Origin of the sequence: Bacteroides sp. RTP21281st1_H5_RTP21281_210402 (assembly GCF_040918965.1) — a bacterium.
Classification (GTDB): Bacteria; Bacteroidota; Bacteroidia; order Bacteroidales; family Bacteroidaceae; genus Bacteroides; species Bacteroides congonensis.
This window is the reverse complement of sequence record NZ_JBCOWR010000008.1, coordinates 289,844-306,328: the sequence shown is the minus strand read 5'-3', so window position 1 is coordinate 306,328 and position 16,485 is coordinate 289,844. Positions and strand designations below refer to the sequence as shown.

Annotated in this window: 13 protein-coding genes; 5 read left to right on the top strand and 8 right to left on the bottom strand. The window is 39.1% G+C overall.

Features of this window, described 5'->3' with window-relative positions:
- Positions 1 to 73: 73 nt before the first annotated feature.
- Complete coding sequence (locus tag AB5443_RS14050) at positions 74 to 916, top strand: helix-turn-helix domain-containing protein (RefSeq protein ID WP_368114377.1); 843 nt, start codon at positions 74 to 76, stop codon at positions 914 to 916.
- 46 nt (positions 917 to 962) lie between these two features.
- Here AB5443_RS14050 and aroB read toward each other — a convergent pair whose 3' ends face one another.
- Entirely contained in the window at positions 963 to 2,024 is a 1,062-nt protein-coding gene (aroB, locus tag AB5443_RS14045; RefSeq protein ID WP_368114378.1) for a 3-dehydroquinate synthase, read from the bottom strand.
- Positions 2,025 to 2,104: 80 nt separating this feature from the next.
- Between aroB and AB5443_RS14040 the strand changes: the two genes are divergently transcribed.
- The 3 genes from AB5443_RS14040 to cls all read left to right on the top strand — a co-directional run bounded on the left by AB5443_RS14040 (position 2,105) and on the right by cls (position 7,090).
- Positions 2,105 to 2,509, top strand: coding sequence for a hypothetical protein (locus AB5443_RS14040; protein WP_022138324.1), 405 nt, complete (start codon positions 2,105 to 2,107; stop codon positions 2,507 to 2,509).
- Positions 2,510 to 2,592: 83 nt separating this feature from the next.
- The gene (locus AB5443_RS14035) at positions 2,593 to 5,523 is read left to right on the top strand and encodes a TonB-dependent receptor (protein WP_368114379.1); all 2,931 of its coding nucleotides are present in this window, start codon (positions 2,593 to 2,595) and stop codon (positions 5,521 to 5,523) included.
- A 127-nt stretch (positions 5,524 to 5,650) separates the two neighbouring features.
- On the top strand, positions 5,651 to 7,090 hold the full coding sequence (gene cls / locus AB5443_RS14030; RefSeq protein ID WP_022138326.1) for a cardiolipin synthase: 1,440 nt from the start codon (positions 5,651 to 5,653) through the stop codon (positions 7,088 to 7,090).
- A 15-nt stretch (positions 7,091 to 7,105) separates the two neighbouring features.
- Here cls and AB5443_RS14025 read toward each other — a convergent pair whose 3' ends face one another.
- Genes AB5443_RS14025 through AB5443_RS14015 form a run of 3 tightly spaced genes read right to left on the bottom strand, consistent with a single transcriptional unit; the run spans position 7,106 to position 9,086 of the window.
- Positions 7,106 to 7,639, bottom strand: coding sequence for an RsmD family RNA methyltransferase (locus tag AB5443_RS14025; protein WP_044656295.1), 534 nt, complete (start codon positions 7,637 to 7,639; stop codon positions 7,106 to 7,108).
- On the bottom strand, positions 7,630 to 8,400 hold the full coding sequence (locus AB5443_RS14020; RefSeq protein WP_022138328.1) for a DUF3822 family protein: 771 nt from the start codon (positions 8,398 to 8,400) through the stop codon (positions 7,630 to 7,632). The genes AB5443_RS14025 and AB5443_RS14020 overlap by 10 nt, the downstream gene beginning before the upstream one ends.
- Complete coding sequence (locus AB5443_RS14015; RefSeq protein ID WP_022138329.1) at positions 8,400 to 9,086, bottom strand: hypothetical protein; 687 nt, start codon at positions 9,084 to 9,086, stop codon at positions 8,400 to 8,402. Before AB5443_RS14015 ends, AB5443_RS14020 begins: the two co-directional genes overlap by 1 nt.
- Before the next feature lie 95 nt (positions 9,087 to 9,181).
- Between AB5443_RS14015 and AB5443_RS14010 the strand changes: the two genes are divergently transcribed.
- Positions 9,182 to 10,600 carry an ATP-dependent RecD-like DNA helicase gene (locus tag AB5443_RS14010; RefSeq protein ID WP_022138330.1) on the top strand — a complete coding sequence of 473 codons (1,419 nt, stop codon included), beginning with the start codon at positions 9,182 to 9,184 and terminating at the stop codon, positions 10,598 to 10,600.
- Positions 10,601 to 10,698: 98 nt separating this feature from the next.
- Here AB5443_RS14010 and AB5443_RS14005 read toward each other — a convergent pair whose 3' ends face one another.
- From AB5443_RS14005 to AB5443_RS13990, 4 genes are read right to left on the bottom strand one after another with little or no spacing between them, the layout of a single operon-like run.
- The gene (locus AB5443_RS14005; RefSeq protein ID WP_195662643.1) at positions 10,699 to 12,657 is read right to left on the bottom strand and encodes a DUF1735 domain-containing protein; all 1,959 of its coding nucleotides are present in this window, start codon (positions 12,655 to 12,657) and stop codon (positions 10,699 to 10,701) included.
- Positions 12,658 to 12,665: 8 nt separating this feature from the next.
- Positions 12,666 to 13,856, bottom strand: coding sequence for a DUF1735 and LamG domain-containing protein (locus AB5443_RS14000; RefSeq protein ID WP_195662644.1), 1,191 nt, complete (start codon positions 13,854 to 13,856; stop codon positions 12,666 to 12,668).
- Positions 13,857 to 13,866: 10 nt separating this feature from the next.
- Positions 13,867 to 14,886 (bottom strand): glycoside hydrolase family 18, encoded by a 1,020-nt coding sequence (locus AB5443_RS13995; protein ID WP_195662645.1) that lies wholly within the window; start codon positions 14,884 to 14,886, stop codon positions 13,867 to 13,869.
- 14 nt (positions 14,887 to 14,900) lie between these two features.
- Entirely contained in the window at positions 14,901 to 16,475 is a 1,575-nt protein-coding gene (locus tag AB5443_RS13990) for a SusD/RagB family nutrient-binding outer membrane lipoprotein (RefSeq protein WP_195405779.1), read from the bottom strand.
- Between the last annotated feature and the right edge of the window lie 10 nt (positions 16,476 to 16,485).

Here is a 16,485-nt window from a genome sequence, read left to right as displayed (position 1 = left end):
TAGTGTTTCCGAACCGACTTTTGCCGGTTTTATTGTTTAACTTTTAATTTTTCGGTAAAAATTTACCGAAGTATTGTTAGAGATATACGTCTTGGGTGACGATTTTAAATTTTATCAGAATCTGAAATATCTTCCTCTAACTTCTTATCCTTCTAATATTCAATCGGCTTTGATTGTATATTGTTTGAGTGGAAGGGCGAAACTTACTGTACACGAAGATGTACACTGGATACAGCCGGAGGAACTTATTATATTATTACCCGGACAATTTGTCTCATTCAGTGAACCTAGTGAAGATTTCTCAACCGTTTCGATGGTAATCTCGTCTTCCTTGTTTAGTGATGCGTTAAGTGGAGTTCCACGATTCTCCCCGCATTTCTTCTTCTATATGCGAACCCATTATTGGTATCCGCAAATGGAACGTGATATTCCCCGGATATACAATTTCCTGGGAATGATAAAAGAAAAAGTGAAGTCTCAGGATGTATATAGACGTGAGTTGATAACCCATTTGCTGAGATATCTGTATTTGGAGCTGTTCAATGCTTATCAGAAAGAATCCGCTTTGATGACCGTGCGGAAAGATACGCGTAAAGAAGAATTGGCTAATAAATTCTTCGGGCTTATCATGAAGCATTTCAAAGAAAATAAGGATGTAGCTTTTTATGCAGATAAATTGTGCATTACTTCCAAGTACCTGACTATGGTTATCAAAGAGACAAGCGGAAAATCCGCCAAAGACTGGATTGTAGAATATATCATATTGGAAATAAAGGCTTTGTTGAAAAACACAAGCTTGAATATTCAGGAGATAGCAATTAAAACAAACTTTGCTAATCAGTCTTCACTCGGACGTTTTTTCAGAAAACATACAGGTATGTCACTGTCTCAGTATCGAATGAGTAGTTCAGATTAAAAACAGCACAGGCAGATTGTATGATATTTGCCAATAAGTATGGGGATTAAATCCCCATACATTCGCGGTAGAAGTCCAACATTTCGAAAATGGTATCTTTGCCGGCAGTCTGATTGATACAGATATCTCCGATATCTTTCAGTAACGTGAAGTTAATTGTCCCCGAAGTGTTCTTTTTATCATGCGTCATGTACGCATAGAGTCGTTCGTACTTCTTACAGTCGAACGTGAACACACCGTAATTGTCTTTGATGAATTGGATAGTCTGTCTCATTCTTTCTTTCGGGAAGCCTACTTTAGTGTGAGACAGATATAATTCGCATACGATTCCCCAAGCTACTGCGTATCCGTGCAATACCGGACGGTTTTCCGCCAGTGCCATGCTTTCAAATGCGTGTCCGACGGTATGTCCCAGATTTAGTGCTTTGCGGATACCGTGTTCAAAAGGATCTTGTTCCACAATGTCTTCTTTTACTTGCACCGATTCACCAACCAGTCGTTTGAGGGCAGTATAGTCAATATTGGAAGTGTTGAAGTTTAACAACTCAGCCCAATGTGCGACGTTACTGATCAAACCATGCTTGAGCATCTCTGCATATCCTGAAAAGAAATTGTGTGCGTCCAGCGTACGCAGGAATTCTGTTTCAATCAATACACTGCTTGCCGGAGCGAATGCACCGATTTCATTTTTCAGTCCGTTGAAGTTGATTCCTGTCTTTCCGCCGACGGAAGCGTCCACCATAGCTAGTAGGGTGGTTGGTATATTAATATAAGAGATGCCACGTTTGAATGTAGCTGCGGCAAAACCACCTAAGTCCGTCACCATCCCGCCACCGAGGTTGATAAGTAACGAGTGGCGCGTAGCCCCTTGGGTGCTCAATGCCATCCAGACTGAAGCAAGGGTTTCCAGCGTTTTGTGTACGTCTTCAGCTCCAATACAGACCTCAATGGCATCTTTCAGTAAGGTGGTTTCCTTCAGTGAAGGAAGACAGAGATGCCGGGTATGATCGTCTGTGAGGATAAATAATTTGTCATGCGGGCACTGTTCAATGGCACGACTCAGGCTCGTTTCCAAGCTTTCACAGAGAATAACTTCTTGTTTACTCATGATTCTTTTGCTTTTTACCCTGCAAATGTATATAAAATATCTTTTTTATACTTACTTTTGTCCCGTTAAAACGTTCAATTATGAAAGCATTATTACCTGTATATTGTCGTCCTTTGGGATATGTGGTCCTGTTGATAGCTCTGTTCATACCTTTTCTTCTGGTAATGCGGGGAGTGGTGACCGATAGCAACCTGTTGTTTTATAAAGAATGTACAAAGTTGCTGATGATGGCAGGATGCTTGTTGATAATCTTCGCTCTTAGCAAGCATGAGAGTCGCGAAACGGAGCAAATCCGTAACTCGGCTGTCCGCAATGCAATCTTCCTGACATTTCTGTTCGTATTCGGAGGGATGTTGTGGCGTGTTATGCAAGGAGATGTGATTAATGTAGATACTTCTTCTTTTCTTACCTTTTTAATCTTTAATGTGCTTTGTTTGGAGTTTGGTCTGAAAAAAGCGCTTGTTGATCGATTCTTTAAAAGATAATTTTCTTTTCAATTAAACCTTTTGCGGTTCTATTTGTCAAAAAGACATTGTTATTGCTACTAATATAATCGTAATTTAGGTAAATGAAAAGAATTTCTGCAGGGTTGGTGTTGATGTTGCTATGCACCTTCTCAATTTTTGCACAGAATAAGGTAATTACTGTTTCGGGACGTGTTGTGGAATCCGATTCAAAGGAACCGGCAGCACAGGCTACTGTTCAATTGTTGTCGTTGCCCGATAGTGCTTATGCTGCTGGTATAGCCAGTAGTAATCAAGGTTGGTTTACTCTCCCCAAAGTGAAAGCCGGGAAATATGTATTGAAGGTTTCCTATATCGGCTTCCGAACTAAATTTGTACCGGTTCAACTGGTTGCCAATGCCCCCGATAAAAAGTTGGGAACAATCGCATTGGAACCGGACGCTGTCATGCTGAAAGAAGCGGTGATTACTGCTGAGGCTCCGCAAGTGGTAGTGAAAGAAGATACTTTGGAATATAACTCGACAGCTTATCGTACTCCGGAAGGTGCCATGCTCGAAGAGTTGGTAAAGAAACTTCCGGGAGCCGAGATTGATGATGACGGTAATGTCAAAATCAATGGTAAGGAAGTAAAGAAGATTATGGTGGACGGTAAAGAGTTCTTTGGCGGTGATGTGAAAACCGGATTGAAGAATCTGCCGGTCAATATGATTGATAAACTGAAAACGTATGATAAGAAATCGGACTTGGCTCGCGTCACCGGAATAGATGATGGGGAAGAGGAAACGGTTCTCGACCTGAAAGTAAAAAAAGGAATGAACCAAGGCTGGTTCGGTAATGCTAGTGTTGCCGGTGGTACGGAAGACCGCTATGGAAGCAACTTGATGCTGAACCGCTTTGTCGATAACAGCCAGTTTTCTTTAATAGGTTCTGCTAATAATGTGAACGATCAGGGATTCTCCGGTGGCGGTGGCGGACCACGTTTTCGGAATAGCAATGGTCTGACTGCTACCAAGATGCTTGGAGCTAATTTTGCCACTCAAACGGAGAAACTTGAATTAGGCGGTAGTGCCCGTTATAATTATAGTGACCGCGATGCTGATTCTAAAAACTATTCAGAGCGTTTCTTGGATAAAGGAAATTCATATTCTAACTCGAATAGTAAAAATCGTAATAAGAATATGAATTTTAATGCTGATTTCCGCTTGGAATGGAAGCCGGATACATTGACTAATATCATTTTCCGACCAAATGTTTCTTATGGGAAATCTAAAGGATATTCTATTTCCGAATCGGGTACTTTCAATGAAGATCCGTTCAACTTGGTATCTGATCCTAATAAGTTTTTGAATAAGATTCAGTGGGCGAATACGGATGATCCCTTGAAGGATATTCGTGTTAATGCCAGTAACAGTGAGTCTGCGTCTGAAAGTAATAGCTTGTCTGCTAATGCTTCCTTACAGGTGAACAGAAGGTTGAATAATATGGGGCGAAATATAACTTTTCGTGGAACGTTTGGTTATGGAGATAACGATAGTGAGCAATTTAGTGAATCATTGACACGTTATTTTGACCCTGATGCTAAAATGAAAGATGATGAGCGTAAGCAATATATAACTTCTCCGACCAAAAACTACGATTATACGGCTGAACTGACTTATAATGAGCCGATTGCGAAAGCAACTTTTTTGCAATTCCGTTATAAGTTCCAATATAAATATAGTGAAAGTGACAGAAGTACATATGGCTTGATCCCAGAAACAGAAAAAAATCAAGATTGGTTCTGGAACTTCGGTGACGGGTTGCCTGAAGGATACGAAGCTAATAAGGATATGAACTTGAGTAAATATGCTCAGTATAAATATTATAACCATGATATTAATGCAGGGATGAATATTATCCGAGAGAAATACAGATTTAACTTTGGAATGTCCTTGCAACCACAGAACACTAGGTTGGATTATAAGAAAGCAGAAATAGATACTGTAGTAAAAAGAAATGTGTTCAATTTCGCTCCTAATGTTGATTTCCGTTACCGCTTTTCTAAAGTGAGCCAGTTACGCTTTACGTATCGGGGACGTGCAAGCCAGCCGAGTATGGAGAATCTGTTGGATGTAACTGATGACTCGAATCCGCTGAGAATCACTAAAGGTAATCCGGGACTGAAACCGTCTTTTACTCACTCTATGCGCTTGTTCTATAATACATATAATGCTGATAAACAACGCGGAATGATGGCACATGCCAACTTTAATATGACTCAAAACAAAATTACCAATGCGACTAATTATAATCAGACGACTGGTGGAACAATCTCACAGCCAGAGAATATTAATGGTTATTGGACTGCTATGGGTATGTTTGGGTTTAATACAGCTTTGAAAGACAAACGTTTTACAATTAATTCTTTTTCACGTGCCAACTATACAAACGATGTATCTTTCCTTTATAATGAAGGTACTAAGGTGAATGATAAGAATACAAGTACATCATTGACTTTAGCAGAGAATCTGAATGGAACATTCCGCAATGATTGGTTTGAGTTTACTATCAATGGTTCAATTAATTATAATTTTGAACGTAACAAGTTACGTTCGGAAAACAATCAGGAACCATATACTTTTGGATATGGTGCCAGTACCAATGTTTCTTTGCCATGGAATATGACGTTGTCTACCAATATAACTAACAATTCACGTCGTGGCTACCGTGACGCCAGTATGAACAGAAACGAACTTATCTGGAATGCTCAGATTGCCCAGAACTTCTTGAAGGGGAATGCTGCGACCATCAGCTTTGAAGTATATGACATTTTGAAACAGCAATCCAATATCAGCCGTTCGCTGACTGCCGATATGCGCTCTGTTTCTGAATACAACGGAATCAACAGTTATTGTATGCTACGTTTTTCTTATCGTCTGAATATATTTGGAAATAAGGAAGCCCGTGGAAATATGCGTCAGGGTGGTTTTGATGGTGGTGGTCATCGCGGACCGCGTGGACCTCACGGGGGACCAACCAGAATGATGCGTTTTTAATTGTAAGTAAATTCTTATAAGACAATAAGTCCCGGTACAACGATTGATAGTTGTCATCGGGACTTTTTGTTAATCCGATAATTTACTTTATATTTGTTGTTCAGTATCCGTTTAAAAGGAGATTCCTATGATTGATTGGAACTATGTACTTAGTCAGATAGCAACGGTGGCTTTTGATATTCTCTATTTCGGAGCCATCATCGGTACGATTGTCATTATCATTCTTGACAACCGGAATCCGGTTAAAACTATGGCTTGGATACTGATATTACTATTCCTTCCTATTGTAGGTCTTGTCTTTTACTTTTTCTTTGGGCGGAGCCAGCGTCGTGAACGTATTATCGGTCAGAAGAGCTACGACCGTCTGCTGAAGAAGCCGATGGCGGAATATCTGGCTCAGGACTGTTCGGAAGTCCAGTATGAATATTCCCGCCTGATCCAACTATTTCAGCATACCAATCAGGCATTTCCTTTCGAAGGAAACCGTGTAGCTGTCTATACTGAGGGGTATACCAAACTGCAATCATTATTGCGTGAACTTCAGAAAGCGAAGCAGCATATTCATATGGAATATTATATTTTTGAGGATGACGCTATCGGGCGTTTGGTCAGGGATGTGTTGATAGAAAAGGCTTCGCAGGGAATTGAAGTGCGAGTGATTTATGACGATGTAGGCTGTTGGCATGTCCCCAATCGCTTTTTTGAAGAAATGCGTAATGCGGGCATCGAGGTGCGAAGCTTCCTGAAAGTGCGCTTTCCCTTATTTACCAGTAGGGTGAATTACCGGAACCATAGAAAAATTGTCGTTATTGACGGATGTGTAGGCTTTGTGGGTGGAATGAATCTTGCGGAACGTTATATGCGCGGCTTTTCATGGGGAATTTGGCGTGATACGCATATCATGCTTGAAGGTAAAGCAGTACATGGTTTACAGACTGCCTTCTTGCTTGACTGGTACTTCGTTGACCGTACGCTGATTACAGCTTCCCGTTATTTTCCGAGAATAGACTCTTATGGTAGTTCTTTAGTGCAGATTGTCACCAGTGAACCTATCGGCCCTTGGAAGGAAATAATGCAGGGATTGACTATGGCGATTACTAATGCCAAGAAATATTTCTATATGCAAACCCCTTATTTCCTGCCGACGGAACAAATACTGGCTGCCATGCAGACCGCGGCTTTGTCTGGGGTGGACATACGTCTGATGTTGCCGGAACGTGCCGACAACAGGATAACCCATCTTGGCTCACATTCCTATCTGGCAGATGTGATGCAGGCAGGTGTGAAAGTCTATTTCTATAAGAAAGGTTTTCTGCATTCCAAACTCATGGTTTCGGATGATTTGCTTTCTACCGTAGGTTCTACTAATATAGACTTTCGTAGCTTTGAGCACAATTTTGAGGTGAATGCTTTTATGTACGATGTAAACACTGCACTCGAAATGAAAGAAATATTCCTTCAGGATCAGCGTGAGAGTACACAGATATTCTTGAAGAACTGGGTAAGGCGTTCGTGGAGACAAAAGGCAGCGGAGTCTATTGTACGTTTATTGGCTCCGCTACTCTAATAGTTTTAATCCGGTTTAGCGGAACAGAGAGAAGTTTACACTTCCATAAATTCTTCTTTCAATGAAGTGCGGATTCTCTTCGAAGTTATTATCTTTCCCATGTTCCAGTACAAATAATCCCCCTTCTTTAAGAAGATTGTTCTGGAAAATAAGTTCAGGTATCGTTTCCAACTCTTTTAAAGCATAAGGCGGATCGGCAAAGATGAAGTCGAACTGCTCTCGGCTGCTCTTGATAAACTTGAAAACATCACCCCGTATCGGCAGACACTTGTCTGTCTTCACCTCTTTCATGATTTTGGCGATGAATGAATGATGTGCGGGGTCTTTCTCAATGCTGATAACGCGGTCGCATCCCCGGGAAACGAGTTCGATACTGATACTGCCGGTTCCGGCAAACAAATCAAGTGCAGTTATTCCTTCCTCAAAATCAATATAGTTATTGAGTACATTAAACAGATTCTCTTTGGCGAAATCTGTTGTAGGACGTGCTTTAAACGTTCGTGGCACGTCAAATCTTCTTCGTTTGTATATACCGCTGATTACTCGCATGTTAATAAGGCTTGCATGTCAATATTAGTGGCAGGGTTCATAATGAATACCTGCAAGATAAACTTTTTCAGTTCGTTCATAAGAATCTCTTTGTCCGGAAGTGTTCCGGTGAGGTGAAGCTCATCCCGTTCCTGGTTAAATTCCAATTGCTTCCAGGCATACAACAGATAGTAGATACGGTCTTCCGTATGCGTACATTCAAAGGAATTGGCGAGAAGGAGATGTCCCCGTTCGAAACAATAGACATCGATACCTTCCTGACGTATGGAAGCATACATCTTTTTGCTGTTTCCCAGTCTGCTTTTGACAGAAAAATAGTCAATAAGCGGGGTGGACTGCGAATAAAAGCGAGCTTCGGGATACTGTTCTTTCAGAAAAGTGCAGACACTTTTGTCTATACCAAAGATGACAGCTACATTATTCTTTTGCAGAATATTGTAAACCACCGTTTCATTTTCTCGTTTCTGATGATTGTGATAAAATAAAAGTTCAGCCTGTTCCTCTTCAAACAATTCCAGTGGCACAATCGTAAAACGTTTGCCGGCCATCATGATATTCACCCGTTTGTAAGGATGGCTTAAGAAGTCCGATTCGTGAAAAACCGTTTTCAGGTTGGCGGTGAGGGATAGAGAGGGTTCTATCTCTTTCTCTATGATTGACAGAGAGTCGTCGTGAATCGGGTTATAGATAGAAAAAGAAAATCCATCCGTACTAAGACGGATGGATAAAGTATATTGTTTTGATTTAGTAAAATCAATCATTATTCCCAGTTACCAGCACCATTGTTCGGAGTATCGATAGAACCTACCATCAAACCGCAGTATCTACCCAGTTTGCTCTGAACATCTTTTAAGTTAATGATTTCCTGTTTGTCAAGTCCGCCCAAATAAGTTTCGTACGGAGCTTTTACTTCGAACAAGAATACAGGAGCACCTGATTTAGCAGTATCATTTTTAACATTCATTTCAAACTCTGCACCACCACTGTAAGGAATGTATCTCATAGAGTCTGCATTGAATCCTTTCGGGAAAATAGTATCCATTACTGCTACCCACATAGTGTCACGCTTGAAGTTTTCAAGTCCCCACTTCTTAACTTCGTCATACTTGCCTGTCTTTTTCGCTTTTTCGATGATAGACATAGCTTTCTTTTCAGTCAGACCATCTTCCAACTGTTTGTCTGTCAACATTCCCATCTTCATAACGAACGGCAACTTCTGATTCTTGACGAAATCAATCAGTGAATCGAATTTGTCAGTGTACATTCCGTGGTGCAGTGTGCGGTATTCCTGCTGTGCTTTACGGATGTCAATCAAGCGGGCAATGACTGCTTTTTCCCTGTCTTTTTTTGCGTTTTCAAAATTGATAGGACCCATGATGCTGTTGTAGCAAATGTAAACAAGTGCAGCAGCACAGAGCACCAATACAATATTAAATACTGTTTTCATGATAAATTATGTTTTTAGTTGTTATATTCGCATCGCAAAAATAGAATAAATTAATTTAAATACGATAGTTCAGGGAACTTTTTTCTCGTACAAAAATGATAAATAACTATTTAGAAAGGCAAATTAAGGAAAATTTTCCTTACCAACCAACTTTAGAGCAGGAAATTGCTGTAAAATCTCTTTCAGAGTTTCTTCTGTCCACTTTGGCGGACGAAGTTTTTATCCTCAGAGGGTATGCCGGTACCGGTAAAACATCTCTAGTAGGAGCCTTGGTGAAAACGATGGATCAGCTTCAGCAAAAGTCTGTTTTGTTGGCTCCGACAGGTCGTGCGGCGAAAGTTTTTTCGGCATATGCCGGACATCCCGCTTTTACTATCCATAAGAAAATATACAGACAACAATCTTTCTCTAACGAACTGAGTAACTTTTCGATCAATGACAATCTGGCTACAAATACGTTGTTCATTGTCGATGAAGCTTCCATGATTTCGAATGAGGGGCTGTCCGGTAGTGTATTTGGTACGGGGCGTTTGTTGGATGATTTGGTGCAATTCGTATATTCGGGACAGGGATGTCGTCTTTTACTAATGGGTGATACAGCGCAGCTTCCTCCGGTAGGAGAGGAGTTGAGTCCGGCACTCTTTGGTGATGCATTGAAGGGGTATGGTCTTGAAGTGCGTGAAGTAGATTTGACTCAGGTAGTCCGCCAAGTACAAGAGTCCGGTATTCTATGGAATGCTACACAATTGAGGCAGTTGATTGCGGAAGATGAATGTTACTCTTTACCTAAGATAAAGGTAACAGGGTTCCCCGATATAAAAGTAGTACCGGGCACGGAATTAATTGACGAACTGAACAATTGCTATGACCATGACGGAATGGACGAAACAATTGTAATTTGTCGTTCTAATAAACGCGCGAACCTCTATAATAACGGAATACGTGCGCAGATTCTTTGGCGTGAAGATGAATTGAATACAGGAGATATGTTAATGGTTACCAAGAATAATTATTACTGGACGGAGAAGTATAAAGAGATGGACTTCATAGCCAATGGTGAAATTGCTATTGTCCGTCGTGTTCGTCGTACTCGTGAGATGTACGGTTTCCGTTTTGCCGAAGTCACCCTTCGGTTTCCCGACCAGAATGATTTTGAACTGGATGCTAATTTGTTGTTGGATACTTTACATTCAGACGCACCTGCATTGCCGAAGGTGGATAATGACCGATTGTTTTATACGGTATTGGAAGACTATATAGATATTCCTAATAAGCGTGACCGGATGAAGAAGATGAAAGCTGACCCGCATTATAATGCATTGCAAGTGAAGTATGCGTATGCGGTGACATGCCATAAAGCACAGGGCGGACAGTGGCAGAATGTGTTCTTGGATCAAGGATATATGACGGACGAATATTTGACTCCTGATTATTTTCGTTGGTTGTATACGGCGTTCACACGTGCGACAAAGACTCTGTACTTGGTGAATTATCCGAAGGAACAGGTGGAGTAGTTGCCTTGGATAAATAAGTATGAAATCAGTTAATTTGAAATCAATTGATTTCAAATTAACTGATTTCATTGCTAATATAAAGTAAGAATCAGATAATTTTATTGCTTTGTTAATTCATAATTGAGACCAGTCGGATGTGATTCTTGGAAAATAGTATGAGTGTAAAGCCATGTATTTCCTTCATCATTAGAACAATACGGGACAGCTGTACAATTTTTATTATCATTGAATGGGAATGGTTTTAAGGTGATTGAACCATCGCTGTTTTTTATTGCTCTAAACTCTCCCTCTTTTCCTCCTATTGTCCATGAATTGGCTGTACGTCCGGGAGTAGCCCAATGCATTTTCCACATTAATGGTTCTGTTGCATCTGGATTATGAAGTACTTGTGGCATTGGAATACTGAGTGGATTAACATCTGAGCCTGTATATTTCATCATTAATGGATATTGCTCTAGAAGTTTACTATAAGGTGCCCATCCATATACATAATAAGACTCGTTTTTAACGTTTTCTTCTATTCTGATGTTAAATTCCATTTTGTTGAAATTATTTCTCCAACTACTTCCTGTCCAATTATATTGTTGGGCTGTCGAAACCTTCCAATTTCCTAGATAATAGTTGTAATCTTTAATAGCAGATGAACGTGAAGGAGTAAAGTCTGTTCTTCCGTACACTTGTTCAGTCCATAGGACTTTGTCATTATATAATGTCTGAGCTATTTCATTGAACTTTGAACTGTAGATTTTTGATGCTCTTAAATTATAGATGGCAAAATATCCCCATTCGTTTTTGACTCTAGACAGATATACGGGATTAATGGCAAAATAGTCTTCTGTAACATTTATTGCATATGGGCATTGTTTTCCCTTATCGATATGGGATAACTCATTCCATATATTATAATTACCGAAAATGGTGAAATCGATTAAATTGTTGACTGTTTCTCCTTCAATATTTCCAAGAGGATAATTAATGGAAGGCTTTCCATTTTCTTGATTGCACCAATATACACTTAATGATTTGTCGGGCATCAACTGACGGCATTCATAGATTAAGCGGCTATACTGTTCTTGTGTAGGTTGTACTAATCCTGGATAGTTTAAAACTTCGTCATAGTTTGCCCATTCGTCATCAAAGTCTATTCCGTCAAGTCCATAGATATCTACATAAGATTTTAATTCTTTAGCGAAATCTTTAGCAGCTTCGTTGCCTAAGCTTCGCATTCCGGCAGCTGTATGATCACCTAAAATAGTTAAGTTCACTTTTATTCCTTTTTGTTGTAATGGACGTATAAGTTTGTCTACATTTTCTAAAACAAAAGTTACTTGTGGATTACAGTGTACATATGGTTTTCCTTCTTCATTTATACGAATATTGGCAGCGAATATATTGACAATGTCGAAGAATGGTTTTTTACTGTTTTCCATAGTATATTCACCAGCATTCAAAACGTTCTCATTGTTTACTTCAATATAACAGATTGTTTTGACAGACCCTTTTTCCGTATTGGGCAAAGCATTTTGAGGAGTAATTAAATAAATGTATGATTGATTGTTTGTAGTATTTTCTATACCATCCGAAGCTGTAGCGGATACAGCCACTGCATAGTTTTTACCTATTGTTCCTCCAGGCTGAATATCTAGTTCAATAGAAGATGATTTTCTTTTTCCTGACGGTATGACTACTATACCATTGTTTTCTAGGGAAAGTTTATCTGTCGGGTACATTGTATAAGATGTTCCATTGGCTTGATTATATGCAGTTAGGGCAGATTCATCAATTTTGAATGTAACAGTAACATCTTTGTCAGTTGTTTTACTTAGTTCAAAGTATAAGTGCCCTGTTCCATTCTTGTTTCCAGTTATTGTTATAGGAGTTAATTCTTTAGCACCGGCTGCCGATCTAACACTTCCGAAAATGCCTTCTATGTTTTCGAAGTTTTTTTTGTTTCCTGATAATATTGTGATATCATCTTCGCAACCAGCAAGTGTATTACTTAGGCAAGCAAACACTACAATTGCTGGGAATATTCTAAAAAAGTTTATATATTTCATAGCTTCATTCATTTAGTCTGTAATATGTTGTTATTGCTTTGGGTAGGAAGTGCCACTTCTACCCATTTTAAACTAGTAGTAGGGGTTGCATTATTTCCATTTGTAGTATGATCTTTCAGTTCATTAATGCCATCATTCAATCTCCAATAAGCTACCAAACCGTCAGATGCTGGATCTACTTCATATGCATGATCTTTTGCATTGATTTCTTCTTCGCTTAATACACGATTCCAAATGCGTATTTCTGCGATATCAGCATCCAGCCAACGTTCATCATTGTAGGATCGGCCTATCCAGAAACAACGTGGTTTTCCGTTTTCTTCATTAGAATGTGGTACTCCCCAGTTTATTGGACCAAGATTCATGGTGTGGTCTGTGACGAGTTCTCCATCATAATAAGCTTTTAGATTTTTTTCTGTGGCATTGTAAGTGATGGCAATATGAATCCACTTTTCTAGCGGAACATCCCGGTTGATATGTATGTTTGTCGCGCTTGATGTCCCTGCTATTTGTAGATGGTTTGCGGGTACGCCATCATCGCCAAATCGGAATAGGAATTTACCTTCTATTCCCATCAGTGTACTAATATTATGATCGAAGCTGTGTGGGCGGATTAAAGCTTCTGCTGTCAATGTTGTCAAGTTATTGACTACTTCGGGCTTTTTCCACTCTACATAGATATTATTTTCTTTGATATTTGCTACTTTATTAATAAGTGATGCTCCTTTAAATACATAATAGAAAGTTTGTGCTGAAGCTAAAATACCAATGTTAGCATTATCTATGCTAATGGGGAGTACGTACACTTTGTCAATATCCAGTTCATTAATTGCTTTGAAGTAAACTGTAATTGGCGTAGAAATAACGCTTCCTGAAGGTATTTTCCCTTGTGTAGCTGAGAAAGAGTAATGCTTTTCGGGTAACATTTCCACATCATTTGTATAATAGATGTCCTTATATACAGACACCAATGTAGGAGCTACTTTGATTGTGAAATTAATTTCATTTTCTTCCGGCCTTGCTATTTCTAGTTGAAAGGTACGTTCATCGGTTTCTATACTAGATTTTACTAGTATATTTTCAGGGCTGACAGAACTCATGAAGATATTATTGGAGAAATTTTCTGTATCATCGTTACAACCTGTAAAGATGAAAGTTAGTAATCCTAACGTAATACCATATAATTTTTGTAGTTTCATAATCATTCAATTATTTGGAGGGGGCTGGATTCATTATGTTAATAGTCTCTTTCACATTGTGGTAATTTCCATTTGTTTGATAGTAATCATTTTGGATATTGTTAATAGCTATACCACATTTGTCATATTCTTGAGCATCTGCTGTAATCCAATAGGCGGTTTCGATAATAGCTCTTTCTTTACCTATATAGCCTGTACTTGTATCAGATGCATCCAATGAAGGAGTTGAGACCGCCATGATGAAACGGTCTGTAGGTACTCCGGTTTCTAGATAGTCTTGGATAGCGAGGGGGAATTTATTCTTATCCGTTACTTGATACATTTCTATGATGAAATGAAGAAATTTGGACAGAATGTTCTTATCTACTACATTTTGGGGTTTCCCTTGTAAAGATAGGAATTTTCCTTCATTTTTATTAATCCAATCTAGTGTGGTATTAAAAAAGATATTTTGACTAGCTGTATAAGCAGCTTTATCTTCAACTGTCATATACTTGGGGTTCTGCCCAATAAACTTTAGTATAATTCCATCAAATGGTTCAGAATATGCTAGTTGCTTTTCTATTTCTTTTTTTAGAAAAGTGTCGAATGTGCTTTCATTCTCTAATTCTGGTTGGGTAGAAATAAGGTCTTCATATTGAGTTTTTATCTCATCATAATTGATGGCATAAGCTACTTTTGTTCCTTTCTGTCGTAAAGTTACTATTTCTTCTTTTTCAAAAGTTGCTAACTCTGAAGGATACATCAATCCGACAATATCAATGCTGTCAGGCAGGCTAGTTATATGCTGTGCACGACTAGCAGGATTCTTTTCGCTATTATCAAACCACGCATACACTTTCTTGTGTTCCGTATCGGCTTTATATTGACGTAAGTTCTCCAAGTACTTGGTATATAGTTCGGGGTTTTGTTCCTCAATACCGGGCTGTTTGATGCCGATACTTTCTACATCTGTCCAGTCATCACATGAAACAAAAGCACAACTTGCTGCAAAAAGCAATGTTACTATTATATTTGTTTTATTATTCATAATTCACTAGATTTTTATTCTTGAGTTAATCTTGGATTACAATCCCACCATACATGAGTAGACATTTTGTCTGCTCCCTTTAGATATTCCAATGCTTTCGGCATGTTATCTCCATTGTTTCTATATTCATCCTGTGGATAAGACAGACGACGTGCAAACTTCCCTTTGGTTATATCAGTCCCTAGGTTTTTGTCTACTTCCATTAACTTTGGATATCCTGTACGACGAAACTCAGCCCATGATTCCATGCCTAACGGGAAATTGGCAATCCATTTTTGAGTAATAATACGTTCTAGATTTTCTTCATCAAATCCACCTATTTCTTTCCATTTTACTGTAATGTCTGAAATAGAACCGGTATAGCTGAACGTTCCGGCAGGATCTTTATATATCTGCGGTACTTTTTGTGAAGTGAGATAACTATCTGTAATATTAGCTCCCCATTGTTCAAAAGACAATGTGATGCCTTTCTGATAGTATGACTTAGCATCTCCGCCTTTCATGTCCCAACCTCTCAAAGCTCCTTCCGCTTCTAGAAATGCAACTTCGGCAGCATTCATCCACATTAGTTTAGAATTCAGAGTTGTCAGCATATTAGAATACGAGTGGCTCATTTCTGAATCAGTCAATACACCTGTGCCAATACGAATACCATGATAATCTTTATCAGTAAAAGTGGATTTAGTGAAATATTTCTCCATACGAGGATCTTGATAGCCTTTCATATAAGACATTATATCGGCAGCAACCCGATAATCACTGTATTCATAATTTGTTTTATAAAAAGGATTCTCGTTAGGAGTAAACATTGCATTGTCATCGTTTGAAGTCATGACCCCAATTTCATGTTTTACAGCTTCCTCTGCTATTGTTTGGGGTGTTTTTCCATCCACGTTGTAATTGGTATATACCATACGCATTGCCAAACGTAATTTCAAAGAATTAGCAAACTTTACCCATTTCACCACATTGCCGCCATATACTTTATCTGCATCAGGATTAAAAGTATTTGTTTGTTTGGCTGTAAGAATATTGATAGCATTATCCAAATCTTTAATCATATTGGTGTAAACATCTTGCTGCGAATCAAACGGAGCAGCTAATTTTCCATCAGCACCCAATTGAGAATAAGGAATGGGACCGTATGTATCAGTGATCCTATGCAAAGCTGCAACTTTTACAACCTGTGCTACCGCTAGAGGGACTTCATCTGTTGTATTGACTTCTATTTGACTCAGGCTAGGCAATACTTTGGGAACTATATCATTATAGAGCACTCCGATCCATGCTTGCGAAGGGTTGTATGTGGAAAAACGATTATTCCAGTCGTTTGCTTTCGATTCCCCCAAATAACCACCATATGTACCACCTAATAAACAGTCAGTATATTGAAGGGTGTTAGGCTCTGCCGGAACGACATAACCTTGCATATTTACTAAAGCCGACCGCCAAATATAGCCATCTGCATTCATTTGGTCCTTGGTCGCTTCGTATGGATTAGTATTATAATCTATATAATTATTTGTACATGCGGAAACACCTATTGCGCCGCCGACAAGAATTAGTTTTATGGTTGATTTCTTTATCATAGCTGCTACT

Coding starts and splice junctions, on each gene's coding strand:
- AB5443_RS13990 (WP_195405779.1), bottom strand. CDS start 16,475: ATGATAAAGAAATCAACCATAAAACTAATTCTTGTCGGCGGCGCAATA.
- AB5443_RS14040 (WP_022138324.1), top strand. CDS start 2,105: ATGAAAGCATTATTACCTGTATATTGTCGTCCTTTGGGATATGTGGTC.
- AB5443_RS14000 (WP_195662644.1), bottom strand. CDS start 13,856: ATGAAACTACAAAAATTATATGGTATTACGTTAGGATTACTAACTTTC.
- AB5443_RS14010 (WP_022138330.1), top strand. CDS start 9,182: ATGATAAATAACTATTTAGAAAGGCAAATTAAGGAAAATTTTCCTTAC.
- AB5443_RS14025 (WP_044656295.1), bottom strand. CDS start 7,639: ATGCGAGTAATCAGCGGTATATACAAACGAAGAAGATTTGACGTGCCA.
- cls (WP_022138326.1), top strand. CDS start 5,651: ATGATTGATTGGAACTATGTACTTAGTCAGATAGCAACGGTGGCTTTT.
- AB5443_RS14035 (WP_368114379.1), top strand. CDS start 2,593: ATGAAAAGAATTTCTGCAGGGTTGGTGTTGATGTTGCTATGCACCTTC.
- AB5443_RS14005 (WP_195662643.1), bottom strand. CDS start 12,657: ATGAAATATATAAACTTTTTTAGAATATTCCCAGCAATTGTAGTGTTT.
- aroB (WP_368114378.1), bottom strand. CDS start 2,024: ATGAGTAAACAAGAAGTTATTCTCTGTGAAAGCTTGGAAACGAGCCTG.
- AB5443_RS14020 (WP_022138328.1), bottom strand. CDS start 8,400: ATGATTGATTTTACTAAATCAAAACAATATACTTTATCCATCCGTCTT.
- AB5443_RS13995 (WP_195662645.1), bottom strand. CDS start 14,886: ATGAATAATAAAACAAATATAATAGTAACATTGCTTTTTGCAGCAAGT.
- AB5443_RS14015 (WP_022138329.1), bottom strand. CDS start 9,086: ATGAAAACAGTATTTAATATTGTATTGGTGCTCTGTGCTGCTGCACTT.